General features: G+C 60.2%; 20 protein-coding genes and 1 tRNA gene. 5 read left to right on the top strand and 16 right to left on the bottom strand.

The features are described 5' to 3' along the window. The 9 genes from nuoI to Q0Y21_RS15570 form a co-directional block, all read right to left on the bottom strand. Positions 1-570, bottom strand: a complete 570-nt coding sequence (gene nuoI / locus Q0Y21_RS15610) for an NADH-quinone oxidoreductase subunit NuoI (RefSeq protein WP_297797466.1) — start codon at positions 568-570, stop codon at positions 1-3. A gap of 13 nt (positions 571-583) precedes the next feature. Continuing rightward, on the bottom strand, positions 584-1,567 hold the full coding sequence (gene nuoH, locus Q0Y21_RS15605; protein WP_297797464.1) for an NADH-quinone oxidoreductase subunit NuoH: 984 nt from the start codon (positions 1,565-1,567) through the stop codon (positions 584-586). Further along, positions 1,564-4,326 carry an NADH-quinone oxidoreductase subunit NuoG gene (gene nuoG, locus Q0Y21_RS15600; protein ID WP_297797462.1) on the bottom strand — a complete coding sequence of 921 codons (2,763 nt, stop codon included), beginning with the start codon at positions 4,324-4,326 and terminating at the stop codon, positions 1,564-1,566. The genes nuoH and nuoG overlap by 4 nt, the downstream gene beginning before the upstream one ends. Before the next feature lie 38 nt (positions 4,327-4,364). Further along, positions 4,365-5,735: an NADH-quinone oxidoreductase subunit NuoF gene (gene nuoF / locus Q0Y21_RS15595; RefSeq protein ID WP_297797460.1), complete on the bottom strand. Its 1,371-nt coding sequence runs from the start codon at positions 5,733-5,735 to the stop codon at positions 4,365-4,367. After that, the gene (nuoE, locus tag Q0Y21_RS15590) at positions 5,732-6,241 is read right to left on the bottom strand and encodes an NADH-quinone oxidoreductase subunit NuoE (protein ID WP_297797831.1); all 510 of its coding nucleotides are present in this window, start codon (positions 6,239-6,241) and stop codon (positions 5,732-5,734) included. Before nuoE ends, nuoF begins: the two co-directional genes overlap by 4 nt. Positions 6,242-6,243: 2 nt before the next feature. Next, a complete protein-coding gene (nuoC, locus tag Q0Y21_RS15585) occupies positions 6,244-8,004 on the bottom strand; it encodes an NADH-quinone oxidoreductase subunit C/D (RefSeq protein WP_297797458.1) in 1,761 nt (586 codons plus the stop codon). Between the two features lie 49 nt (positions 8,005-8,053). Beyond that, positions 8,054-8,731 carry an NADH-quinone oxidoreductase subunit B gene (locus Q0Y21_RS15580; RefSeq protein WP_297797456.1) on the bottom strand — a complete coding sequence of 226 codons (678 nt, stop codon included), beginning with the start codon at positions 8,729-8,731 and terminating at the stop codon, positions 8,054-8,056. 75 nt (positions 8,732-8,806) lie between these two features. Beyond that, on the bottom strand, positions 8,807-9,217 hold the full coding sequence (gene ndhC, locus Q0Y21_RS15575; protein ID WP_297797454.1) for an NADH-quinone oxidoreductase subunit A: 411 nt from the start codon (positions 9,215-9,217) through the stop codon (positions 8,807-8,809). 228 nt (positions 9,218-9,445) lie between these two features. Beyond that, positions 9,446-9,519 (bottom strand) — tRNA-Gly (locus Q0Y21_RS15570). A 127-nt stretch (positions 9,520-9,646) separates the two neighbouring features. On the opposite strand from Q0Y21_RS15570, the gene Q0Y21_RS15565 reads away from it, so the two are divergent. From Q0Y21_RS15565 to Q0Y21_RS15555, 3 genes are all read left to right on the top strand, one after another. Then, the gene (locus Q0Y21_RS15565; RefSeq protein ID WP_297797452.1) at positions 9,647-11,380 is read left to right on the top strand and encodes a potassium/proton antiporter; all 1,734 of its coding nucleotides are present in this window, start codon (positions 9,647-9,649) and stop codon (positions 11,378-11,380) included. Positions 11,381-11,491: 111 nt separating this feature from the next. Beyond that, positions 11,492-12,043: a L,D-transpeptidase family protein gene (locus Q0Y21_RS15560; RefSeq protein ID WP_297797451.1), complete on the top strand. Its 552-nt coding sequence runs from the start codon at positions 11,492-11,494 to the stop codon at positions 12,041-12,043. 224 nt (positions 12,044-12,267) lie between these two features. Continuing rightward, a complete protein-coding gene (locus tag Q0Y21_RS15555) occupies positions 12,268-12,546 on the top strand; it encodes an Lpp/OprI family alanine-zipper lipoprotein (RefSeq protein ID WP_297797449.1) in 279 nt (92 codons plus the stop codon). A 62-nt stretch (positions 12,547-12,608) separates the two neighbouring features. On the opposite strand, the gene Q0Y21_RS15550 is transcribed toward Q0Y21_RS15555, so the two are convergent. The 7 genes from Q0Y21_RS15550 to Q0Y21_RS15520 all read right to left on the bottom strand — a co-directional run bounded on the left by Q0Y21_RS15550 (position 12,609) and on the right by Q0Y21_RS15520 (position 20,385). Next, on the bottom strand, positions 12,609-13,406 hold the full coding sequence (locus Q0Y21_RS15550; protein WP_297797447.1) for a slipin family protein: 798 nt from the start codon (positions 13,404-13,406) through the stop codon (positions 12,609-12,611). Positions 13,407-13,424: 18 nt separating this feature from the next. After that, entirely contained in the window at positions 13,425-14,912 is a 1,488-nt protein-coding gene (locus Q0Y21_RS15545) for a nodulation protein NfeD (RefSeq protein ID WP_297797445.1), read from the bottom strand. Between the two features lie 273 nt (positions 14,913-15,185). Beyond that, positions 15,186-16,241: a L,D-transpeptidase family protein gene (locus Q0Y21_RS15540; protein WP_297797443.1), complete on the bottom strand. Its 1,056-nt coding sequence runs from the start codon at positions 16,239-16,241 to the stop codon at positions 15,186-15,188. A gap of 42 nt (positions 16,242-16,283) precedes the next feature. Further along, the gene (locus tag Q0Y21_RS15535) at positions 16,284-16,853 is read right to left on the bottom strand and encodes a TMEM165/GDT1 family protein (protein ID WP_297797441.1); all 570 of its coding nucleotides are present in this window, start codon (positions 16,851-16,853) and stop codon (positions 16,284-16,286) included. Positions 16,854-17,095: 242 nt separating this feature from the next. Beyond that, on the bottom strand, positions 17,096-18,487 hold the full coding sequence (locus tag Q0Y21_RS15530) for a DHA2 family efflux MFS transporter permease subunit (protein ID WP_297797829.1): 1,392 nt from the start codon (positions 18,485-18,487) through the stop codon (positions 17,096-17,098). Positions 18,488-18,518: 31 nt separating this feature from the next. Next, positions 18,519-18,944 (bottom strand): MarR family transcriptional regulator, encoded by a 426-nt coding sequence (locus Q0Y21_RS15525; RefSeq protein ID WP_012138227.1) that lies wholly within the window; start codon positions 18,942-18,944, stop codon positions 18,519-18,521. 151 nt (positions 18,945-19,095) lie between these two features. Then, a complete protein-coding gene (locus Q0Y21_RS15520) occupies positions 19,096-20,385 on the bottom strand; it encodes an MFS transporter (RefSeq protein WP_297797438.1) in 1,290 nt (429 codons plus the stop codon). Positions 20,386-20,667: 282 nt separating this feature from the next. On the opposite strand from Q0Y21_RS15520, the gene Q0Y21_RS15515 reads away from it, so the two are divergent. Both Q0Y21_RS15515 and Q0Y21_RS15510 read left to right on the top strand, forming a co-directional pair. Beyond that, positions 20,668-21,576 (top strand): WYL domain-containing protein, encoded by a 909-nt coding sequence (locus tag Q0Y21_RS15515; RefSeq protein ID WP_297797436.1) that lies wholly within the window; start codon positions 20,668-20,670, stop codon positions 21,574-21,576. A gap of 9 nt (positions 21,577-21,585) precedes the next feature. Beyond that, the gene (locus Q0Y21_RS15510) at positions 21,586-23,352 is read left to right on the top strand and encodes an ExeM/NucH family extracellular endonuclease (RefSeq protein ID WP_297797434.1); all 1,767 of its coding nucleotides are present in this window, start codon (positions 21,586-21,588) and stop codon (positions 23,350-23,352) included. Positions 23,353-23,444 lie beyond the last annotated feature (92 nt).

The raw sequence follows: 23,444 nt of genomic DNA, 5'->3' as shown, positions 1-23,444 counted from the left end.
TTATGGCAGCAAAGACCTTACGTCCACCGGTTCCTCCTCATTCAGGGCCTGGCCCTTGTCCTTGCCTCCGATGGCCATGCCCGCCACCTTATAAAAGTGGTAGTCGTGATCCTTGCCCGGCCCGTTGATCAGCAGGTCTTCTTTCTCGTAAACCAGTTCCTGCCGGTCGTACTCGCCCATCTCGAAGTCAGGGGTCAGCTGGATCGCCGAGGTGGGACAGGCTTCCTCGCACATGCCGCAGAAAATGCAGCGGGAGAAATTGATCCGGAAGAATTCCGGGTACCAGCGGCCGTCCTCCTGCTCCCCCTTCTGCAGGGAAATGCAGTCCACCGGGCAGGCCACCGCGCACAGGTTGCAGGCAACGCAGCGTTCCTCGCCGTCGGGATCGCGGGTCAGCACGATCCGGCCACGGTAGCGGGGCGGCAGATAGACCGCCTCTTCCGGGTAGTTCACGGTCTCCCGTTTGCGGAAGCTGTGCATGAACACCATTCCCAGGGTCCGCAGCTGGGTCCAGGTCGCCGGTACCAGCCACAACACGGATTTGATGAACGGGACCTTTTCTTTCTCCATTACTGGGTCCTCCTCAACTTTGGGGTGCAACCAGCAGCATCACCGCGCCGGTTGCCAGCAGATTGATCAGGGTCAGGGGCAGACAAATCTTCCAGCCAAAGCTCATCACCCGGTCATAGCGGGGCCGCGGCAATGAGGCCCGTAACAGGATGAAAAGCATCAGGAAGAAGCCGGTTTTGATCGCAAACCAGAGCACCGGTGGTAACCAGGGGCCGTGCCAGCCGCCGAAGAACAGGGTGACGATGAGGGCGGACACCAGCACCATGCCCACATACTCACCGATAAAGAACAGGCCGAACTTCATGCCGGAGTATTCAATGTGGTACCCGTCCGCCAGCTCCTGTTCCGCTTCGGGCTGGTCAAAGGGGTGGCGGTGAGTCACGGCAATACCGGCAACCAAAAAGGTGCAGAAGCCAAAGAACTGGGGAATGACGAACCAGAGTCCTTCCTGGGCGGCGACAATCTCGCGCATGTTGAAGGAACCGGCCAGAGCCACCACCCCCATCAGCGACAGACCCATGAACACCTCGTAGGAAATGGTCTGGGCCGACGAGCGTAAAGCGCCCAGCAACGCGTACTTGTTGCCACTGGCCCAGCCCCCCAGCAGCACGGCGTAGACGTTGATTCCCGCCATTGCCAGGAAAAACAGCAACCCGATGTGCAAGTCCGCAATGCCCCATTCGGGCGTTATCGGAATGACGATGAACGACAGCAGCAGGGAGGCAAAGGCAATTACCGGTGCCAACAGGAACAGCGACCGGTCCGCAAACGGTGGAATCCAGTCTTCCTTGAAGAAAATCTTGATCATGTCGGCCACCAGTTGCAGGCCGCCAAACGGACCTACCCGGTTAGGCCCGTACCGATCCTGCCAGAGCCCCAGCAGCCGACGCTCGACAATGGTCAGGGCGGCGCCCAGCAGGACCGCACCCAGCAGAATCACCAGGGCCTGGAACATGGCCCAAAGAATCGCCTGCCATTCCGGCGTCAACCAGCTCATGGGCGCACCTCCTCACCGGCTGTCGGCGGGGAACCCGGGCCGGCGGTGAGCATGACCGGACCATTAGCGATGCCCGCCGGAACGCTGCCGGCCGGCAGGCCCACCAGCCCCCTTGGCCAGTCCGCCTGCATACGGGCCGGCAGCGTCACGCAGGCCTGCTCACCGGTGACTGCAACCAGCCCACCCGGCTCGGCACCCAGTGCCGTGGCATCGGCTTCCGAAAGCAGCAACATCGGTGGCTCCATCCGCTGACGAATGGGCTCCGCCCGGACGGAGGTCTCCTCGCCGCCGAACAGGCGGGGCAGAACGATGGCCCGGTAATCCGTGTCGGACGGCTGAAAGGCCGCCGGAATGTCACATTCGTAGTGATACTGGCCTGGCCGGGGATCGAGTATCCGGATGCCCGGGTCGCCCCCGCGCAAATGGCCGCCAACTTCATCAGTGAATTTGTTCCAGGCCTGGGGCGAATTCCAGCCCGGCGCCCAGGCAAAGGGCACCTGCTGATGGGGATGGCGGAAGCCGCTGTAGCCCTCCATGGAAAAGGCGAAGGCGGTGTCCGGGTCCTGGGGCACCCGGGGCTCACTGACGCTGCGGTTTGCCCGCATGGACGTCCGGCCACTGTATCGATGGGGCTCCCGGGCCAGCCGTAGCCCCTCGATCCGGAACGCGGCACCAGGGGCGGCAGCGGGAATCTTCATGAGGTCCGGGCAGGCCTGGCTGCAGGCCGCCGTTACCTGATCCAGGGTAATGTCCCCCGGGGTATCGCCGTTCAGTTTGGCCGACAGACCGTGCAGCCAACGCCAGCTTTCGTGGATCCGGGCTTCCGGGCGGAGATAGCCCGGCTCGAACACCTGGAAGAAGCGCTGGGCCCGCCCTTCCAGGCTGACCAGGGTGCCATCGCCCTCGGCAAAGCTGGCCGCCGGCAGCGAGAAGGTTGCGCGATTCAGCGTGCGGGTGCGCTGATGGTCCAGCACCACCAGCGTCTGGACGTTGGTCAGGGCATCGTCGACGCGGGTTTCCGGCAGGCGCTGATAAAGGTCATTCTCCAGGATAACCGCCGCATCGGCGCTTCCGTCTGCCAACTGATCCAGTGCCCACTCCAGGGGCTGGCCGCCCAGCAGCGCCAGACCGGTGCTGTTCACCTCCCGGCGGACGAAGAGCAAACTGCCACGGCTGGCCCGTCGGGAGAGCGCCCGGGCAATGTTGCCGGCGGCCCTGATGACGGCCGGGGAATCCAGCGCCCCACCGCTGACCACCAGCGGCCGTTCAGCGGCCAGCAGTGTGCGGGCAATCTCGGAGGCACGGGACCGCAGCGTCTCCTCGAGATCGGGCACGTCGGGGGCGGTCGGATCGATGGCGTGGGCCACCGCAAATCCGAGCCGGGCGATGTCTTCAGGCGCAAGCGCCAGCCGTTTCCGCGCAAGGGCATCCAGCTCGGTTTCGGCCGGATAGGCAATGAATAGCGGCTGGCGATGATCCTGGGCCAGGGTTTTCATGCCTTCGGCATTCCACCGGGGAATCCCCAGCCTGGCTGCATACTCAGCCGGAGGTGCGGTGATCGCCTGGCGGATGGCAAGACCAAGCCGCGCCGCGCTTTCCATGGGGTCCTCGCCGAGCAGGAGTACGGCATCATGCCCTTCCACCTCCCGCAACGTGGGCGCTGGCAGTCCGCAACTGCGGCCCAGGTCACCCATCAGGTCGAGGCAGACCTGTTCGTTCTCGTTGATGCCTGTGGAAAAGTTGGCCTCCCCCACCAGTTCCCGTAGCTGGTGATTGCTTTCCAGGCTGGCCCGGGGCGAGCCAATGCCGATAACCCGGCTGGCGTGGCGCAGGGCCTCCGTTATCCGGGCCAGCGCCGTATCCACCCCCAGCGCCTCTGGTTCCTGTTCCCGCTCCCGGGCTGACCGGAATTCCGGCACTCTGGGTCGGTCCTGCCGGTTCACATAGCCGTAGCCGAAGCGGCCCAGGTCGCACAGGAAAAAACCGTTCACCGCTCCGTGATAGCGGTTCTCGATTCGCCGGATATCGCCATAGCGTTCACCGGGGCTGATGTTGCACCCTACCGCGCACTGGTGGCAGATACCCGGCGCGAACTGCAGGTCCCACTTGCGGGTGTATTGATCGGAATGGCTCTGGTCGGTGAAGACACCGGTGGGACAGACTTCGGTCAGGTTGCCGGCAAAGCGGCTTTCCAGAGTGCCTTCCTCATGGCGACCGAAATAGATGTTGTCCTTGGCCCCGAACGCGCCCAGGTCCGTCCCGCCAGCATAGTCGTTGTAGAAGCGCACGCAGCGGTAGCAGGTGATGCAGCGGTTCATCTCGTGGGCGATGAACGGGCCCAGATACTGGTTGCGACGGGTGCGCTTGCGGAACCGGTAGCGGCGCCGGTCGTGACCGGTCATCACGGTCATGTCCTGAAGGTGGCAGTGGCCGCCTTCCTCGCACACCGGGCAATCGTGGGGATGGTTGATCATCAGCCATTCCACCACGCTGGCGCGAAAAGCCCGGGCTTCCTCATCCTCGATATCAATGCGGGTGCCGTCAGCGGCCGGGGTCATGCAGGACATCACCAACATGCCCTTGCTGTCCTCGTTGTCCTTGTACTGGCGCACGGCGCACTGACGGCAGGCGCCGACACTGCCCATGGCCGGGTGCCAGCAGAAATAGGGTATGTCCAGGCCCAGGGACAGGCAGGCCTGAAGCAGGTTATCTGCCCCGTTCACCTGATAGCTCTGGCCGTCCACGTGGATGGTTGCCATGGTGCCGGTTTACTCCCTGTTGGCCGTCAGTGATCGTTTCATACTTCCCCCGCCGGTATAGGATCGGCATGGGGCTTCCCCTTCGGATAGCGCACGCCCTGTTCGAATTCATGCCGGAAATGCCGCAACGCGCTCTGAAGGGGCATGGCCGCACCCGGCGCATGGGCACAGAAGGTCAGGCCGGGGCCGCAGTCTGCCGCCAGCTTGTCCAGCAGCTCCACATCGCCGGCTTCACCCTCGCCCCGCTCCAGGGCCAGCAACAGCTTCACGGTCCAGGGCAGTCCCTCCCGGCAGGGCGTGCACCAGCCGCAGGACTCCCGGGCGAAGAATTCTTCCAGATTGCGCATCAGCGCGACCATGCTCTGATCCTCGGTCACCACGGTGATCAGGCCGGTACCGAGGCGGCTGCCTTCCTTGCCCACGGTGTCGAAATCCAGCGGCAGGTCCAGGTGCTCCGGCAACAGGAACCCGGTACTGGCGCCACCGGGCAACCAGGCCTTGAGCTCCCTGCCGTCCCGCACCCCCCCGGCCAGCTCCAGGAGCTCCCGGCCCGTGGTGCCGATGGGTAACTCCCAGAGACCGGGCCGGTTCACCAGCCCGGAGGCGCCATACAGCTTGGTTCCGCCGTCATCGGTGCGATCCCCGGACAGTGCCTGAAACCAATCAGCTCCCCGCAGCATCACTGCCGGCACGTTGCACAGGGTTTCGACGTTGTTCACTACCGTGGGTTTACCCCAGGCCCCGGACTGGCCGGGAAACGGAGGCTTGGCTCGGGGATTGGCCCGATGGCCTTCCAGCGAGTTGAGCAGGGCGGTTTCCTCGCCACAGATGTAGCGCCCGGCTCCGGTGTGCAGGGCAATATCAAAATCAAAGCCGCTGCCGGCGATGTCCGGACCGAGCCAGCCGGCTTCCCGGGCTTCGGCAAGGGCCGCCGTCAGAACCCGGGCCGATTCCACGTACTCCCCGCGCAAGAAGATGTAGCCAAAGCGGGCGTTGTTGGCGAAGGCTGCCAGGATCATGCCTTCAATTAACAGATGAGGCTGCTGTTCCATCAGCAGGCGATCCTTGAAGGTGCCCGGCTCCATCTCATCGGCATTGCAGACGATATACCCCCGGGGTATGTCGCCCCCCTGCAGGGTGAGGCTCCATTTCAGGCCGGCGGAGAACCCCGCGCCACCGCGGCCACGCACATTGGCCTCTTTTACGGCTGCAATGACCGCCTGGGGATCCCCTTCATCCAGTACCAGCCGAACGGCCTCGTAGCCTTGCTTCGATTCGTAGTCTTTCAGGTCCACCACCTGGCCGTCGTCCCGAAGCCGCCAGGTCAGCGGGTGGCTGTCCGGCGTGCGTTCCGAGGCAGGCTGTAGCAAGCGGCTGCGATAGACCGGAGACTGGCGCTGACTGTTCACGGATAGCCCTCCAGTAGACCCGCAAGCTCCTCGGCCCCAACCGGCCCGTAGACGTCATCATCAATCATCAGGGCTGGCCCGCCGTCACAGGCGCCCAGACAACACACCGGCAACAGGGTGAAGCGGCCATCGGCCGTGGTCTGGCCCAGGCCGATACCAAGACGCTCACTTAGCGCCTCACGGAGCTGGTCAGATCCGGTGAGAAAACAGGAACTGCTGTCGCACACCAGGATTACATGGCGACCCACCGGCTGCCGGAAAATCAGGCTGTAAAAGGTGGCCACGCCCTCAACGCTGGCTGGCCCCACACCCAATATCCGGGCAATGGCCGGAATCGCGTCATCCGGCACCCAGCCATGGCGGCGCTGAACTATCTTCAGCGCCTCAATGCAGGCCGCCTGGGGCTGCTCGTAGTGACTGGCCTCGGCGCGCATGGCGGCCTCATCCTCCGGGTGCAGCCGGAAGCCGTCAGTAGTGATGGTCTGTGGGGTCGGAGTCGGTTCCATCATCAACGGTCCACGTCGGCCATAACAAAATCGATACTGCCCAGGTGAGCAATCAGGTCCGGCACGAAGCCGCCGCGCATCACACTGGGGATCTGCTGAAGGTGCGGAAAACTGGGCGTTCGGATCCGGGTCCGGTAACTCATGGTGTTGCCATCACTGGTCAGGTAATAGCTGTTGATGCCCTTGGTGGCCTCCACCATTTGCATCGATTCCTGGGGTTTGAGCACCGGCCCCCAGGACACCTGCAGGAAGTGGGTGATCAGGGTTTCAATATGTTCCAGCATGCGTTCACGGGGCGGCGGTGTGGTCAGCGGGTGGTCCGCCTTGAAGTCCCCCGCCGGCATGTGATTCACGCACTGCTGGATGATCCGCAGGCTCTGGCGCATCTCCTCAATCCGGAGCTGACCACGGTCGAAGACATCGCCGCGGTCGCCCAGGGGCACCTCGAATTCGAAGTTGTCGTAGCCGGAGTAGGGGCGCTGTTTGCGCAAATCGAAATTGCAGCCGGTGGCCCGAAGGTTCGGGCCGGTGACGCCCCAGGCCAACGCCTCGGCCGTGTCAAAAGCAGCGATATTCCGCGTCCTGTCCCGGACCAGAGCATTCTCCATCATGGCCCGTTCGTATTCCCGCAGGCGGGCCGGCATCCAGTCCAGAAACTCCTGGACGAGCTTTTCCCAGCCCTGAGGCAGATCCTGCATCACCCCGCCAATGCGATACCAGGCCGGGTGCATACGAAAACCGGTGATACCCTCAATCACCTTGTAGCCCCGCTGGCGGTCACTGAAGGTGAAGAACACCGGCGTCATGGCGCCAAGGTCCTGCAGGTAGGTACCGAGGAACAGGAGGTGGCTGGTGATACGGAACATTTCCGCCATCATCACCCGGATGGTTTTCACCCGGTCCGGCACCTCGATGCCAGCCAGCTTTTCCACCGCCAGCACGTAGGGCAGGTTATTCATGACCCCGCCGGTGTAATCGATGCGGTCGGTGTAGGGAATGAAACTGTGCCAGGACTGGCGCTCGGCCATTTTCTCCGCGCCCCGGTGGTGGTAGCCGATGTCCGGCACGCAGTCGACGATTTCCTCGCCGTCCAGTTGCAGCACGATGCGAAAGGCACCGTGGGCGGACGGATGGTTGGGCCCGAGGTTCAGGAACATGAACTCGACCCCGTCCCGCTCCCGCGCCATGCCCCAGGCCTCGGGCACAAACTGGAGCGCTTCCTGCTCCGTCTGCTGGCCTTCCACCGTCAAGGTGTAGGGATCAAACTCCGTGGCCCGGGCGGGGTAATCCTTGCGCAGCGGGTGCCCCGTCCAGGTCGGCGGCATCAGAATTCGCTCCAGGTGCGGATGGTCGGCAAAGTGGATACCGAACATGTCCCACACTTCCCGCTCGTACCAGTTGGCGGACGGAAACACCCCGGTAGCGGTGGGCAGACTCGGGTCCTCCTCGTTCAGGGCCACCTTGAGCATGATGTCGCGGTTCCGGGCTATGGACATCAACTGATAGAACACCGTGAAATCCGCTTCCGGCAGGCCCTGGCGGTGGCCGCGGAGGCGTTCGTCGGTCGCCGACAGGTCGTAAAGCAGATCGAAAGGAGCATCCAGGCTCTTCAGATAGCCCAGGATATCGGTCAGTGCCGCCCGCATCACCCAGAGCACAGGCATGCCGGTGCGGGTCTGCTGACAGTGCAGCACACCCTCGCCAAAGTCCCGCTGCAGGGATTCGACCAGCTCAATGTCGGCATTTTCTGCGCTACTGCTCATGCTCGTGGTTTGACTCCTGACAATCAGTTGTAAACGACGGCAAGCGGCTTTAAAGCTTGTCGGGGCTCCTCAATTCCGTGGCCTGGATACGCTGATCCCGCCATTTTTCCCGCTGCGAAGGCATCTCGGCCCGGTAAACGCCCTGGTCACCCACCACCCAGGAAAGGGGCCGCCGCTCCTCCTGAATGGAGTCCTGCAGCAGCTGCAACCCTTGCAGAAACGCTTCCGGACGGGGCGGACACCCGGGCACATACACATCAACGGGCAGGAACTTATCCACCCCCTGAACCACCGAGTAGATGTCATACATGCCGCCGGAGTTGGCGCACGAGCCCATGGATATCACCCATTTCGGCTCCAGCATCTGGTCGTAGAGCTGCTGGATAACCGGGGCCATCTTGATGAAGCAGGTGCCGGCAATCACCATGAAATCCGCCTGCCTCGGCGACGCCCGGATCACCTCCGAGCCGAACCGGGCAATATCGTGGGGCGAAGTAAACGCGGTGGTCATCTCCACGTAGCAACAGGACAGCCCAAAGTTGTAGGGCCATAAAGAGTTTTTCCGGCCCCAGTTCACCGCTGAGTTAAGCACCTCACTGAGCTTGCCGGTAAACACATTGCGCTCGAGTTGCTGTTTCACTGGATCCTCGGCTTTTTCCCGACGATCAACCGGGTAACGGGCGTCGCCTCCGGTCGGATCCTCAGCCCGGGTCAGGGTATAGGCCATGGATGCCTCCATTGATGTTCACACCGCCATCACGACCTGACACCCAAAAGGCCAGGCGCTTCAGCGGATACGTGGCTAATCGCCGATTCTGTCTGCCGGCCCGGCTTGCGGGGCCCAGTCCAGGGCGCCGGTGCGGCTGTCGTAGATGAGACCGGCCAGCAAGATAAAGATGAACACGGCAGCACCCCAGAACCCGGTCCAGCCGACATCACGGATGACAATGGCCCAGGCAAACAGGAATACCGCTTCGATATCGAAGATCACAAACAGCATGGCAACCAGATAGAACTTGACGGAAAAACGCTGGCGCGCGCTGCCGGCACCGACAATACCGGACTCAAACGGAATGGATTTGCTTATGCCGCGGCTGCGCCCGCCAAGAACACTCGACGCTCCCACCATAAAGGCGCAAAGGCCAGCCACCGCAACGATGAAAAACCCCGTGGCCCAGTATTCGGCAATGCCATTCACCACGTTTTCCAACATGTGCTTCCCTCTCAACAGGCAGACAGCGGCTATTTTTTCAACACTTCTTATAAAACCTAGCAACAGCCTCCGGATTGCACAAACATGGCCGGGTGCCCGCCTGGTACACAAAACGGGTCGTTACAAAATGGACGACAACAGCTTACAATGACGCCAAAATGTTATAATCATTTGTTTTTACAAGGGAAAGCGAACATGGAAGGATCAGTGAGTGCGGAAAGCGTGGAGTGGAGCGGGTGAAGGGAATCGAACCCTCGTATGCAGCTTGGGAAGCTGCCGTTCTACCATTGAACTACACCCGCAAAATACCTTCCGCTACGGCAATATAAGCGGACTTGCCACGGCCCGGCAAGTCCCCGTGACGGTATTTTTCCGTCGCCGGCCACGGGGCGGTCCTGCTATGCTCACACACTGACGGACGGAGATTTGATGGACCCCACCTTTACCCTGATTGGCGCCTTGATGCTGGTTATCAGCATCGTACTGAGCCCGCTTTCAAGCCGGGTCGGCATGCCTGTACTGCTGATTTTCCTGATCGTCGGGATGATGATGGGCGAAGACGGGCCTGGCGGCATCAGCTTCGACAATTTCGAGCTCGCCTTTGTGATTGCCAACCTGGCACTGGGGGTAATCCTGCTGGATGGCGGCATGCGCACCCGGGCGGAAACCTTCCGTGTGGGTCTGCGGCCGGCGCTGATGCTGGCTACCTTCGGTGTGTTCCTGACCGCCGGCGGCGCAGGCCTGGTGGCCTGGTGGGTCTTCGACCTGCACTGGCTCACGGCCCTGCTGATTGGCGCGATCATTTCTTCCACCGATGCGGCCGCCGTGTTTTCGTTACTCCAGGGCCGGGGGCTGCACCTCAATGAGCGGGTCAGCGCGACCCTGGAAATTGAGTCCGGCAGTAACGATCCGATGGCCATCTTCCTGACCCTGATGCTGGTCACCATGATTGCCAGTGACAGCCACGACAGCGGCTGGACAGCGCTTGTCATGCTGATCAAGCAGTTCGGCATCGGTGCCGTCGCCGGCCTGATTGGCGGCCATGTGGTGGTGCAACTGGCCAACCGTATTCGTCTGACCCCCTCCCTGTATCCACTGCTGGTGGCAGCGGCAGGCATTGTCGTGTTTGCCGGCACCAACGCCATTGGCGGCAGCGGGTTCCTCGCCATTTATCTGACCGGCGTGATCATCGGCAACCGTCCGGTACGAATGATGCCGATGATACTTCAGGTCCACGACGGCCTGGCCTGGCTATCACAGATCAGCCTGTTCCTGATCCTCGGTTTGCTGGTCACACCATCCGATCTCTGGCAGCTCGCCGGGGCCGGATTGATTCTGGCTTTGGCGCTCATACTGCTGATCCGCCCGCTGACGGTGCTGATTACTCTCTGGCCTTTCGGCTTCAACCGCCGGGAGCTGGGCTTTATCAGTTGGGTCGGCTTGCGCGGGGCCGTTCCAATCGTGCTGGCGCTGTTTCCTGTCATCGCCGGTCTGCCCGATGCCCAGTTGATCTTCCACGCGGCCTTCTTCATCGTTCTGGTGTCACTGGTCGTGCAGGGCACTACCATGGCCCCCCTGGCTCGCAAGCTCGGCCTGGAAGTCCCCGCCGGGGAGGATCCCTATCGTCGCCTACCCCTGGATGTGCCCGCCACCGGTGATCATGAACTCATGCTGTTTCCGTTACGGGGTGATAGCTGGAAAACCCCCCGCCCCCTGGGCCAGCTTCGTCTTCCGCCCAATACGGCGATTGCCGGCGTGTTCCGCAAGCGCGAGTGTTACCAGCCAAGCCCGGAAATGGAGGTCTTCAGTGGCGATGTCATCGCCATGTTTGCAACGCCGTCGGACCTTTCGGAACTCGGCAAGGCCCTCAGTGGCCGCCAGGCGCCCAAACATCTGGCCGAACGTGCCTTCTTTGGTGACTTTGTACTCAATGGCGACGCGTTGTTGGGAGACGTGGAGCAGGTGTACGGTATCGAGTTTGACGAACTGCCGCCCGAACTGTCACTGGCCGAGTGTTTCGCACGACGCACCAAGGGACACCCGGTTGTCGGTGACAAAGTGATTCTCGGGCCGGTCACCCTGGTGGCTCGTGCAACCCAGGCCGACCGTGTGACCAAGGTCGGCCTGAAGATGGACAGCTCGGAAAACCGGCGGCTAGGTTAATGCCTAACCAAAAAAGTTAACAAAACCCCTTAACAATCTTGCGTTCGGCTATGCTATAAACTGTGCCAAACCAATATTAATCATTAGTAACGTATGCCCATGACTGTCCGGATGTCGCTTTTTTTGTTCATGTTTGTCGTTTGCCTTGTGGCGCCGTTTTCCGGTGCATCGGCGACCGAAATGCTGGCACGTGCGGAAACACGGATGCCTGACGATAATCCATCACTGGATCAGGCCCTGGTCATCAATAAAGTACTGGTTCGTAAGAGTGAACGCCGTTTGTACCTGATGGATGATCAGGAGGTCGTCCGCAGCTACCGGATCTCACTGGGAGAAAACCCGGAGGGCCACAAGCTGTACGAGGGCGACGAACGCACTCCTGAGGGCGACTATCAGCTCGATTGGCGCAATGCCGACAGCGACTTCTACAAGTCGATTCATATTTCCTACCCTAACGAGCGGGACCAGGAACTGGCGCAAGCCTGGGGGCTCGACCCCGGCGGCAGCATCATGATTCACGGCTTGCCAAACGAGGCAGGGGATATGGCGTTTGCATACACCGGCCTGGACTGGACCAACGGGTGCATTGCCGTCACCAACGAGGAAATGGATGAGATCTGGAGGCTGGTGTCCGATGGCACCCCGATCCGTATCCTTCCGTGACACGTTCAGAATGCCCTTTATCACGGGATTCAGCTTTCCTTTTTATTAAGTTGTTGTCATAAGGGCAGAACTTTTACGTATCCTTAGTTAACATTTTCCTGCAGAGTGTTTTACACTGTTTGACGACTCCGGTAGTCAAAGCCTATCGGGCCTGGTTTGACAGGATGTCATCTGACTGGCTTCTGGATCACAGGAAATAAAACGACCAATAAGGGGAAAAAGATATGCGTAAACTGACGATCGCAGGGTTTGCACTGGCCACCGCACTGACAGCAGGTTGTGCCTCTAACCAGGCAGCCATCGACGAAGCTAATGCAAACGCAAGCTCCGCCGAGCAGACTGCTGAAAATGCTCTGAACACTGCCAACAGCGCTTCCAGCGCTGCACGTTCTGCCCAGCAGACTGCAGATGAAGCACTGGCCGCTGCGAAAGCTGCACAGCGTGCTGCTGACGAAGCAAACGAGCGTGCCAAGCGTATGCTCGAGCGTGCCAGCCAGAAGTAAGGCTGATACGACATGAAAAAGGCCGGAATGTTCCGGCCTTTTTCATGTCTGTGAACCGGTAATTATTCTTCGGGCTCCGAATCCTTCGGCTTGTTAAGCCCCTGCTTCTGCTTTTCCATAAACGATTTCAGCATGTCCATGGGCAGCGGGAATACAATGGTCGATGAGTTGCTGGTACTCATATCCGCGAGGGTCTGCAAATAGCGAAGCTGCATGGCACCTGAATTGGCGGACATGACCTCAGCCGCCTCCACCAGTTTTTTCGACGCCTGCAATTCACCCTCGGCATGGATCACCTTGGCCCGCCGTTCACGTTCCGCTTCTGCCTGACGGGCAATGGCGCGGATCATGTTCTCATTCAGATCAACATGCTTGATTTCCACGTTGGCCACCTTGATGCCCCACTCCTCGGTCTGCGCATCAATGATCTCCTGAATATCGTTATTGAGCTTGTCACGTTCCGACAGCATCTCGTCCAGATCGTGTTTGCCCAATACTGAACGCAGGGTTGTCTGTGCCAGCTGGCTGGTTGCCGCGGCAAAATCCTCCACCCGGATGATCGCCCTCTCGGGATCCACCACCCGGAAATACAGCACGGCGTTCACCCGCACGGTAACGTTGTCCTTGGAAATGACATCCTGGCTCGGAACATCCAGGGTGATGACCCGAAGATCCACCCGGACAATCTGTTGAATGCCGGGGATAACGATGATCAGGCCCGGGCCTTTGACGCCCTGAAAGCGACCCAGGAAGAACACCACGCCACGCTGGTATTCCGGCAGGATCTTGATCGCTGACCCGAGGATCAGAAGCAGCACCACAGTGGGTGCCAGATAAGGAATCAGATCTCCAAATATCATACTGCCTCCTTCGTTTATTTATTTCTTCGTTGTTTCTTCCGGCTCCACAACTACCGTCAGCCCTTCTATTGCCGTGACGTTCAGCTCATCACCGGTCTTGACCGGTGAACTGCTGGTGGCGTTCCAGCGTTCGCTGCTCATCCGAACATGGCCACGATAGTGACCTTCCACGGGCTTGAAATCATCCAGGGCCAGCGCTTGCTCATGGGGTATCTGTTCCGGACCAGTGACCGGATGGCGCTTCCGCAGACCGATTAACCGCATTGCGGTCCACAGGATAAACCCGCCGGCAACGGCCGCGGTTCCGCCAATCATCGGTAGTGAAATATCCCGGTGACTGCCGTCCATCAAAATCACCGAGCCAATAACAAAGGCAATGATTCCTCCAATCCCCAATATGCCGAAACTGGGCATGAAAGCCTCGCCGACAATGAAGGCCAGCCCCAGCATGATCAACGCCAGACCGGCATAGTTCACCGACAGTACCTGGAAAGCGAACAGGGCCAGGATCAGGCAGATGGCGCCGATAACTCCGGGGAAAATGGCGCCGGGATTGGAGAGTTCGAAAATAATGCCGTAGAACCCGATGATCATCAGGAAATAAGCAACATTGGGATTGGTGAGGACGGACAGTAATCGGGTACGCCAGTCCGGCGCCGAGTACACCAGTTCGAGATTGGACGTCGACAGGGTGAGCTCACCGCCCGCCATCCTTACTGTGCGACCGTCAATCTGTCGCAGCAGGTCGGGTAGGGTGCTGGCGACCACGTCCACCACGTTCTTTTCCAGGGCTTCTGTGGCGCCCAGGTTGACCGCTTCGCGCACGGCTTCTTCCGCCCAGTCGGCATTGCGACCGTGACGCTTCGCCAGGCCGCGGATATAGCTGACAGCGTCTTCCAGCACCTTGCGCTCCATGGCTGTCCCGCCACGGCGCTTGCTGTCGCTCTCACTCTCACTGGCCTCTTTCTCGGATTCGCTATCCGCCGTCCCGGCGTCCTTATCATCCCCGGTTTGCTCGTCAGGCTCTTCGGCCGGGGGTTCATCCATGCCTGGAACCCCGCCCATCTGGACCGGGGTTGCAGACCCCAGGTTGGTGGCCGGCGCCATGGCGGCAATATGACTGCCATACAGGATGTAGGTGCCAGCACTGGCCGCACGGGCTCCCTCGGGCGAGACATAAGTGGCGACCGGCACGGTTGAGCCGAGAATTTCCTTGATGATGCCACGCATGGATTCCATCAAGCCCCCCGGCGTGTCCATCCGGATAATGACGAGCCCGGCACCCTCCGATTCCGCACGTTGTATGCCACGCACCAGGTAATCCATGGTTGCCGGGCCAATGGCGCCCTCGAACGTCAGCACCAGTGCGGTATCGGCGGTTTTATTCTGCGCATACACGGAATAAGTCAGGGAACCCAGGGCCAGCAGGGTCCCAAGCAGAAAAACAAACAGGGACCAGGTGAACCCTCTGGAGGACGGTGATCTCATGGGACGACTCGCGTTCATTAACTCCTCCCTGGATCAGAGTGATGGGTCAGAACATTCGCGTTACTCGGACCTGATGGCTTTAGCCATGGCCATGCAGCCTCTTTCCGCATCCACAATGAAGGGCGTTTTTTTCACTTTCTCATTAATCTCAGTACCAATATAGCCCGGATACAAGGTTGTGACTCGAATTGGAGACGTTTGTTTCACCAGTTCCACCCGCAAGCCTTCCGCCAGGACCGGAACTGGCCATGGGTTGTCCTTGGTATTCTTGAATGGTTGGAGAGACGGAATTCAGAACCAGAGTTGTTGCTCTTTGTCCTTGTCGTCAACACCTGCCGGTTCTTCCGCATTACTGTCGCCGGATGCCAACTGGCGGCCCCTGACCCGCTCTCCCACCATGGTGGGAATGCCATCCGCCTGATCCACGGCCAGTTCAATGGCACGACGCTGGATCTCAACCCCTGGCCGGCGCTGGAGAAAGTCATCCAGCGCTTCAGTGACCTCCTGCCACAACCACTCACGGTCCTGGTCGCTGTATTCCTCATGGGGACGATGCACTTCCAGCCAGACTTCCCCGCCGGACAGACCAATCTTCACGGGCTGTTTGATCACCCGTACCGGCGTTCCCTTGCTGACCTGATACACAAAGCGTGAAATGTCCTCGTTGTACATGCGGAAACAACCGTGACTGACCTGCATACCGACGCCAAACTGTTTGTTGGTTCCGTGAATCAGGTAGCCCTCCTCGCTGAGCATCAGGGCATGACTGCCCAGCGGATTACCGGGCCCCGGAGGGATCATTCGTGGCAGATAGTCACCGGAAGCTGCGTATTCCGCACGGATACTGGCCGGCGGATACCAGGCCGGAGATTCCAGCGGCATGGTGACCTCGGCATCCGTCAGCGGTGATGGGTTGTCATCCGTGCCGACCCCGACCGGGTATACCTGCACACCCCCATCGGTAAAGTAATACAGGCGGTACTCCGCCAGATTGATGACGATGCCCTTGCGCTGGACGTCGGGCAGGACATACTGACGGGGCAGGGTGATGCGTGTGCCATCGCCCGGCAGCCAGGGATCAACCCCGGGATTGGCTTTCACCAGCTCCAGATAGCCCAGGCTCAGGTCGTTACCAATTGCTGCGAAGGTGTCCTCGTACTTTGTCGTAAACACGGACAGCGAACCGGCAAGATCCCCATCAATGGCAAACGTCGGCACCCGCGGTTTGCGATCCGGCGTTTCAGAGGCATCGATGACCCGGGTCTTGTCCTGTTCCGCGCCATAAGCACCACTCCAGGAAAGCACAAGGCCGACGGTCATCATCGCCAGAACTCTCTTACACCACATAGCTTTTTTCCACACCACAAAGAAATCCCGTTAATCGGACACTCAGGCCGAAGCCAGGGTCGCCCAGACCGTTGCAATCGCCAGGACAACAAAAAGAACACTGGCACCAATACGGGCCGTTGCCAACGGCAGACGATCCATTAACCATTTCCCCGCCATAATAACCGGAATGTTGGCCAACAGCATCCCGACGGTTGTACCGATAATAACCCAGACGGTTTCTGTGAATCGCGCCGCCAGCACCACGGTTGCCACCTGTGTCTTGTCGCCGATCTCAGCGATAAAGAACATCACAGTGGTGGCCATGAAGGCCCCCATGCCCAGGAACTTCGAATCGTCACTGTCATCCTTGTCCGGAATCAGCAACCACAGGGCAATGGCGACAAAGCTTACTGCCAGGATCCACGGCAGCCAGGCCTCCGGTATCCACTCGGCGACCCAGGCTCCCAGCATGGCCGAAAGCGCATGATTCAGAACCGTGGCGACGAAAATACCAAGAATAATGGGCAATCGCTGGGCGTAGCGGGCCACCAGGAAAAGAGAAAGCAGCTGGGTCTTGTCACCAATTTCGGCAATAGCCACAGCGAGGGTAGAAGAAAGAAAAGCGTCCATGAATTGCCTCAGGGCGGAATTTCAGACATGAGACAGCCACCTTCCGCCCTTTGGAGGTGTCTGCCTCAGGTCTTGCCAATCTCGCCACTACTCCACTTTATTTGAAGTTAGGGCGGGACACGATAGCCATGGGGTTGGGCCCCAAGTATGTTGACTACCATCCGGCCCGCTGTATTGGCAGTGGGCGGAGGCTACTCCCCTGAAGGAAGCGCTATATTACCCTACGCCATTTTCCAGTTCAATTACGCCCGCATCCGCCATACCGGTAGGGCCGCCACCGCCACAAACAGTGCCACCAGCCACCAGGCCGAATGGAACGCGCCGATGGTGGGGATACCCCCGGCGTGGTCCCCGAACTCAATGGTCAGGGCAACAATGTTGACGCCATAGGCACCGCCAAGCTGTCGCGTAAAGTTAATGGTACTGGAGCCTGCCCCCAGTTCATGGGCCTCAAGCGGATTCAGGGCGCCAGTCGACAACGCAGGCAACATGAAACCCAGGCCAACCCGCCCGAGAATGGTCCACAACGCCAACCAGCCAAACGCAAGATCCAGGTCTGACAGCGCGAACAACACTGCGGATGTTGCAAACAGCGCCATGCCGAAGACGACCAGAGCGCGGGCGCTGTGCTTATCCGCCAGCCGCCCCGCCAGGGGAAACGTCATGCCCAGGGCGATACCCGCCGGCAGCATCAATAGCCCTGCCTCGGTGGCTGAGAAATTCAGGGCGGTCTGTACGAACAGGGGCACCAGATAGGTGGAACCAAACAACGCCAGCCCTAGAGCGAGCGCGCCAAGATTGGCATACAGGAATACCGGCCGGCGCAACAGACGGAGATTCAGCAGCGGATGGCTGGTCCTGCGCTCACGCCAAACGAAAAGCAACAGGGTCGTCACAGCCACCAGGCCTTCAAGCACCAGCCAATAGCGACTTTCGGCCGCATTTTGCAGCCGATTCAGCGCGTCCAGGGACACCGCAATGGTGGAACCAAGCAAAATCAGGCCGGGCAGGTCAAAACGATAGGGAGCCGGCCGCGACACCGGCAGCGGCAGAAAGCGCCAGGCCATGAAAACACCCAGCAAGGTGACCGGCGCAGGAGCAAACATCACATAACGCCAGTCCAGCTGGTCCACCAGAAAACCACCCAGAACCGGCCCCAGCGCAGGTGCCAGGATGACCCCCATGCCATATATTCCCATCGCCTGGCCACGACGCTCCTGCGGGAAAATCCGGAACACCAGGTACATCCCCATGGGCTGCATCAGTCCGGCCATGGCCCCCTGACCAATACGGGCCGCAATCAATTGCTCCGGGGATGAAGCAAAACCACCCACCACGGAAATCAGGCTGAACAGGGCCATGGCAGTTGCCAGGGTCTTGCGAAGGCCGAAGTGATCAAGCAGCCAGCTGGACGTCAGCATGGTGGTGGTCATGGCCGCGATGAACCCGGTTGCCAGCCAGTGGACCTGGCCCTGGCGAATGCCGAACTCCAGCATGATATCGTGCAGCGCTACGTTAACCACCGTGGCACTCAGTACCGTTGCCATGGTGCCAAGCATCACCGTGAACACGGCCAGCCAGCGCCAGCTCTCACCATACCGGGCCCTCAGGCCTTCAACCGAATTATTACTCAGAGCCCACGCCCCCCAGACAGGATCGGTGTGTTTATTTCTGCTTTTCGGCGTTTTCCATGATCTTGTGGAAGACTTTGATCGCGCACTCGATTTCCTTGTCGGGAATCCCCTCCAGCATTTCCTCCCGCAGCTTCGCGGCACGCACGGTCAGATCTTCCATAAAGGCGCGCCCGTTATCAGTCAGGTGCAGACGCCGGGCACGGCGATCATTGGGACAGGGCCGGCGTTCAATGAGTCCCTGTTGCTCAAGGCTGTCCAGCAAGCGAACCAGAGTCGGGTTTTCAATTGCCATCAGGCTGGCCAGCTCACGCTGGGTCAGGCCTTCACCGCCTTCCCTGAGATAAACCATGGTGGTCCAGCGCGCCTGTGTCACACCCAGGTCTTTCAGGCGCTCATCCAGCAGCTTACGCCAGCGACGGGTGACCCGGGCTACAGCAAAGGGAAATTGATCTCTCATGGTCGGGACTCCGGTTAGGTGCTAAATAATCGTGGAATATTACCAATAGTAAGCTAACCATTGAAATGAAAACAGATGGGAACATCGAAACAGTATTGGGGAAAACCGAAAGGCGGACCGAAAAGGTCCGCCAGAACAGTCGCTTGCAACCTTACCCGGTCTGGCGAAACTGGTCTTCTTCCTGCATCTCCACGACCTCGGGAGATTCGTGGAAGTCCTCGTTGCGGGGATCTATTTCCGTCAGGACAACAGACGTTTCCGGCATTGCCGGTACGAAATGCTCCTGTTGCTCCACAGGCACATCGTCGGTATGGGTAATCCGGTAACTGGTCACCACAGCCAGCAACACCAGGAACCCGGCGTTGCCGAGGAACAGCCCTCGTGGCCCCAACACGCTGACCAGCTCTGCCATGACAATCGGCCCGATCACGCTACCAATGCCATAGCTGAGCAACAGCGTCGCACTGGCGGCCACAATGCGATGACTGTCCATCCGGTCATTGGTGATCGCCACCGCAATTGGATAAACCATAGCCGACAAACCGGTAAACAGGCCTACCAGCAAGGTCAGCAGCCACAATCTGTCTGCCCCCAGCACTCCAACCAGAACCGCTGACGTGGCTGCGGTCAGCGCCACCCAGCACATCACCCGTCGCCGGTCAAAGCGGTCACACACACGACCAAGAGGCCACGCCAGCAGCATCGCGGCAATGATCGCGCTGGCCATGAAGGTGGACGTCCGGGCGACATCCAGCCCCACCAGGGTCGCGTATACCGGACCGAGCGCATAGAACGAGCCGATCAGCACGCCGCATATCAGGGCCCCGGCAACACCACTGAAGGATTCCCGCGCAAGTTTGAAAAACGACATCCGCTCGACCTGTTCGACGATCGGTGCCTCCATGGTCGTCAGGGACAGGGGGACCAGTGCCAGCACAAGCAACACCGCTGCCAGCGAGAACGGCATGAAGTTCGCCGGATCACCGATGTTCACCACCAGCTGGCCACCGGCGGCAGACAGGTAAAACACAAACTGGTAAACGGCAAACAGGGCTCCCCGGTTGGCATTGGTGGCACGACTGCTGAACCAGCTCTCGATCACCACCAGTACGCCCGCCATGCTGAACCCCGACAATACCCGAAGGATCGCCCAGAAAATCATGGAAATGGCCATCGGATACATCAGGGACGCCACTGCAGCAACAGCGGCGAATACGGCAAAGGTCCGAATATGGCCGACCCGGGCAATGACCTTCTGGACATAGAGAGTGCCAAGAACAAAACCAATGGAATAGCAGACCAGAACCCAGCCAATAACGTTCGGAGCCACCGATTCGATGCTCAGCCGGATGCCCAGCAGGGTCATCAAAAACGCGTTACCGCTGACCAACAGGATAATACTGAGTATCAACGCAGAGAGGGACGTGACCATACGGGTCATCAGGCTAACTCCGGACATTGCTGGCTTAGGGTCATGGGATGTGACAAAACATAGCAGCAAGGGCCGTTTTTTGCCGGGGCGAATTAGACCAGCCCGCGTTCTCTGTGGCTACTAAGCACTTCCCGCAACCGTTCACAGCATGGCATTTCGGCCAATCGCACCCTCCAGACACGCACCATAGCGGCCTTTGACATTGTTTTACATTAAGGTGACGTAACAGAACTGCCAACACGTAGCGGGTAACATTATCCGAGCTATTCACTAAACCCGTGAGCGCCTGTTATGAAAAAAACGGACTGGCCCATCCGGTGGGATCTGCTGCTTCGCTACCGCCTGATTGAAATTATTGCCCTGTGGGAAGGACGGCTGACAACCAACCACATCTGTCACAGTTTTGGCATTGGGCGGCAGCAGGCCTCCAAGGATATCAACACCTATTTGCGGGAGCTCGCTCCCGACAACCTGGTCTACGACCGTCACCTGAAAGGTTATGTACCGGCTGAAAACTTCAGCCCGGTCGTTACTCGTGGCCACGCCAGTGAGTACCTGGACCTGCTGGCCCGCCAGGAACACCTGAGCGATACCTTTGAGACACTGAACATCAGCCTTCCGGACAGCACTGTTGTTCAGGGCCCCCACCGGGTGGTTCAACCGGATGTCATGCGGGCCGTCGTCACGGCGACCCGGCACGGACGTCAGCTAAAAACCGGCTACGCCTCGCTGGCCCAGCCCGGCATCAGTCAGCGTACCCTGGAGCCTCACACACTGGTCTGCGTTGGCCATAACTGGCACCTGCGTGCCTGGTGCGAAACCACCGGGGAGTTCAGTGATTTCGCACTGAGCCGATTCCGGGGCAAGCCGGAAGCGGTGCGCCTGCGGTCTCGCCGCACGGTTCACCAGGATGACGAATGGAATCGCGAACTGACCCTGGTGCTGACACCGGACAGCCGTCTGACCAGGGAGCGCCAGGATATCATTGCCACTGACTACGGCATGACCAATCACCGCCTGGAGCTGACCACCCGTGCGGCCCTGGCGCCCTACGTACTGTCACGGCTGGGAGTAGCAGTGGAGACGCCTCATCCGGACCCTCTGGTCCAGCAACTGCAGCTGGCCAACCCGGAAGAGGTAGTAGGCCGGGGCACCCCGCATCAGCAAAAAACCGTGAAAGCGGTGGCGGGGCTTTGCTAGAATCGACCGGTGACCTCACATACCGCTCGCCTGACCGCCCTGTTAACCACCCTGATGCTCGGGCTACCTGCCGCCGCAGCTGCCAATAGCTGTGGTGCGCCTGCAACTGCCATTTCACACGTGCAGGGCCGGCAGGCCCAATCCCCGTTAGCAGGCCAGTACATTTCGGTGGAGGGCATCATTACTCTGGATTCCCGTCAGCAGGACGGTTTCCGGGGCTTTTACCTGCAGCAGGCCGATGCGGAAACGGATAACGACCCGGCCACCTCCGAAGCTCTGTTCGTCTATACCAACCGCCCAACCGGCCAGGTTGGCCATCGGGTGCGGGTACGCGGCAGGATCAAGGAATTCCATGGTCTGACGGAGCTGACCAATATTCAGCTACTGGAAGATTGTGGCCGGGCCACACTGCCGGCCCCCACTACCGTTCGCCTGCCCTGGCCCGGCAATCGCGCGCCGGAACACCTGGAAAACATGCGCATCACCGTGGCAGGGGCCCTCACTGTCATCGACAATTACAACCTTGCCCGCTACGGCGAACTGACGCTGGCCCGTGAGCCCCAGAACGTACCGACGGATAGCCTGCCCCCCGGCCCCGAAGCAGTCCAGCTGCAGGAACACCAGCAGTTACACCGGCTGTTACTGGACGACAATCACGGCAGTCGTTACCCGGAGCCACCCCCCTGGCCGACGCCCGCCCTGGCGGCAAATAACACCGTTCGCGCCGGTGATACCGTCAGCCAGCTGGACGGCGTGCTCGATTACCGTTTTGGCGCCTGGCGCCTGCAACCGATTACCCGGCCGCGCTTCCACGCGGACAACCGCCGCCCGCAGGTGCCTGATCGGACACCGGAAACCACCCTGAGAGTGGTGACCCTGAACCTGGAAAACTACTTTAACGGCGATGGCGACGGCGGCGGATTCCCCACGCCACGCGGCGCCGAAACACCCGAGCAGTTCGCACAGCAGAGCCGTCGTCTGGCGGCAACCCTGACCGCCCCCGGCCCGGATATCGTTGCGGTCGCGGAACTGGAAAACGACGGACAGGGTGAAGACAGCGCCATCGCGACACTGACAAGGGCTCTGGGGCCCGACTGGCGCCACGTGGTGTCGCGGGAGACCTCCGGCAGTGACGCCATTCGCACCGGGTTACTTTACCGCTCGGACCGCGTGGAACCGCTGGGTCAGGCATACAGACTAAGCTCTGCCCCCTATAACAGGCTGGGGCGTCGCCCTCTGGCCCAGATCTTTCGGCCCCTGGGGCGGGCGGCCAGTGTGCGAATTATTGTGCCTCACCTGAAATCAAAGGCCTGTCACGGCGCCAGCGGCCCGGAACGTGACCAGGGGGATGGTCAGGGCTGTTATAACCATCGTCGGACCATGGCTGCCCGGGCGCTGACACAATGGGTGGATGACTTGCCCGACAACCCCAGCCTGGTCGGTACACTTATTACCGGCGACCTGAACAGCTACGCGCAGGAAGCGCCACTGACGATCTTTGGTGACGCCGGCTACACCAGCATGGTTCACCGTTTCCATCCCTGCTCCCCCACTGGTTGTCCCCATGCCACCTATCGCTACAAAGGCCGCCATGGCAGTCTGGATTACGCGCTGGCCTCGACAGCCCTGGCACCGAAAGTCACCGGTGCCTGGAGCTGGCCGGCCAATGCCGATGAACCAAGGGCTCTGGGTTACCAGGGTTCCGTGCCAGTCCCCGAAGCCTCGCCCTGGCGTTCATCCGATCACAACCCGGTCATCATCGATCTCGCTCTCTGAAACTCGGCACCACAATTGCTCGGCTGCCGCCAGATACTGGCGGCAAGGCCATCGCCCATCCATGTCATAACGGTACACTGACTTCATCCCAT

This window comes from uncultured Marinobacter sp. (genome assembly GCF_947259545.1).
GTDB lineage: Bacteria > Pseudomonadota > Gammaproteobacteria > Pseudomonadales > Oleiphilaceae > Marinobacter.
Note: the sequence above shows the minus strand (reverse complement) of the source record. Positions and strands in the feature narration are given on the sequence as shown.

Coding starts and splice junctions, on each gene's coding strand:
- nuoI (WP_297797466.1), bottom strand. CDS start 570: ATGGAGAAAGAAAAGGTCCCGTTCATCAAATCCGTGTTGTGGCTGGTA.
- nuoH (WP_297797464.1), bottom strand. CDS start 1,567: ATGAGCTGGTTGACGCCGGAATGGCAGGCGATTCTTTGGGCCATGTTC.
- nuoG (WP_297797462.1), bottom strand. CDS start 4,326: ATGGCAACCATCCACGTGGACGGCCAGAGCTATCAGGTGAACGGGGCA.
- nuoE (WP_297797831.1), bottom strand. CDS start 6,241: ATGGAACCGACTCCGACCCCACAGACCATCACTACTGACGGCTTCCGG.
- nuoC (WP_297797458.1), bottom strand. CDS start 8,004: ATGAGCAGTAGCGCAGAAAATGCCGACATTGAGCTGGTCGAATCCCTG.
- Q0Y21_RS15580 (WP_297797456.1), bottom strand. CDS start 8,731: ATGGCCTATACCCTGACCCGGGCTGAGGATCCGACCGGAGGCGACGCC.
- ndhC (WP_297797454.1), bottom strand. CDS start 9,217: ATGTTGGAAAACGTGGTGAATGGCATTGCCGAATACTGGGCCACGGGG.
- Q0Y21_RS15565 (WP_297797452.1), top strand. CDS start 9,647: ATGGACCCCACCTTTACCCTGATTGGCGCCTTGATGCTGGTTATCAGC.
- Q0Y21_RS15560 (WP_297797451.1), top strand. CDS start 11,492: ATGTCGCTTTTTTTGTTCATGTTTGTCGTTTGCCTTGTGGCGCCGTTT.
- Q0Y21_RS15555 (WP_297797449.1), top strand. CDS start 12,268: ATGCGTAAACTGACGATCGCAGGGTTTGCACTGGCCACCGCACTGACA.
- Q0Y21_RS15550 (WP_297797447.1), bottom strand. CDS start 13,406: ATGATATTTGGAGATCTGATTCCTTATCTGGCACCCACTGTGGTGCTG.
- Q0Y21_RS15545 (WP_297797445.1), bottom strand. CDS start 14,912: ATGAACGCGAGTCGTCCCATGAGATCACCGTCCTCCAGAGGGTTCACC.
- Q0Y21_RS15540 (WP_297797443.1), bottom strand. CDS start 16,241: ATGTGGTGTAAGAGAGTTCTGGCGATGATGACCGTCGGCCTTGTGCTT.
- Q0Y21_RS15535 (WP_297797441.1), bottom strand. CDS start 16,853: ATGGACGCTTTTCTTTCTTCTACCCTCGCTGTGGCTATTGCCGAAATT.
- Q0Y21_RS15525 (WP_012138227.1), bottom strand. CDS start 18,944: ATGAGAGATCAATTTCCCTTTGCTGTAGCCCGGGTCACCCGTCGCTGG.
- Q0Y21_RS15520 (WP_297797438.1), bottom strand. CDS start 20,385: ATGACCCGTATGGTCACGTCCCTCTCTGCGTTGATACTCAGTATTATC.
- Q0Y21_RS15515 (WP_297797436.1), top strand. CDS start 20,668: ATGAAAAAAACGGACTGGCCCATCCGGTGGGATCTGCTGCTTCGCTAC.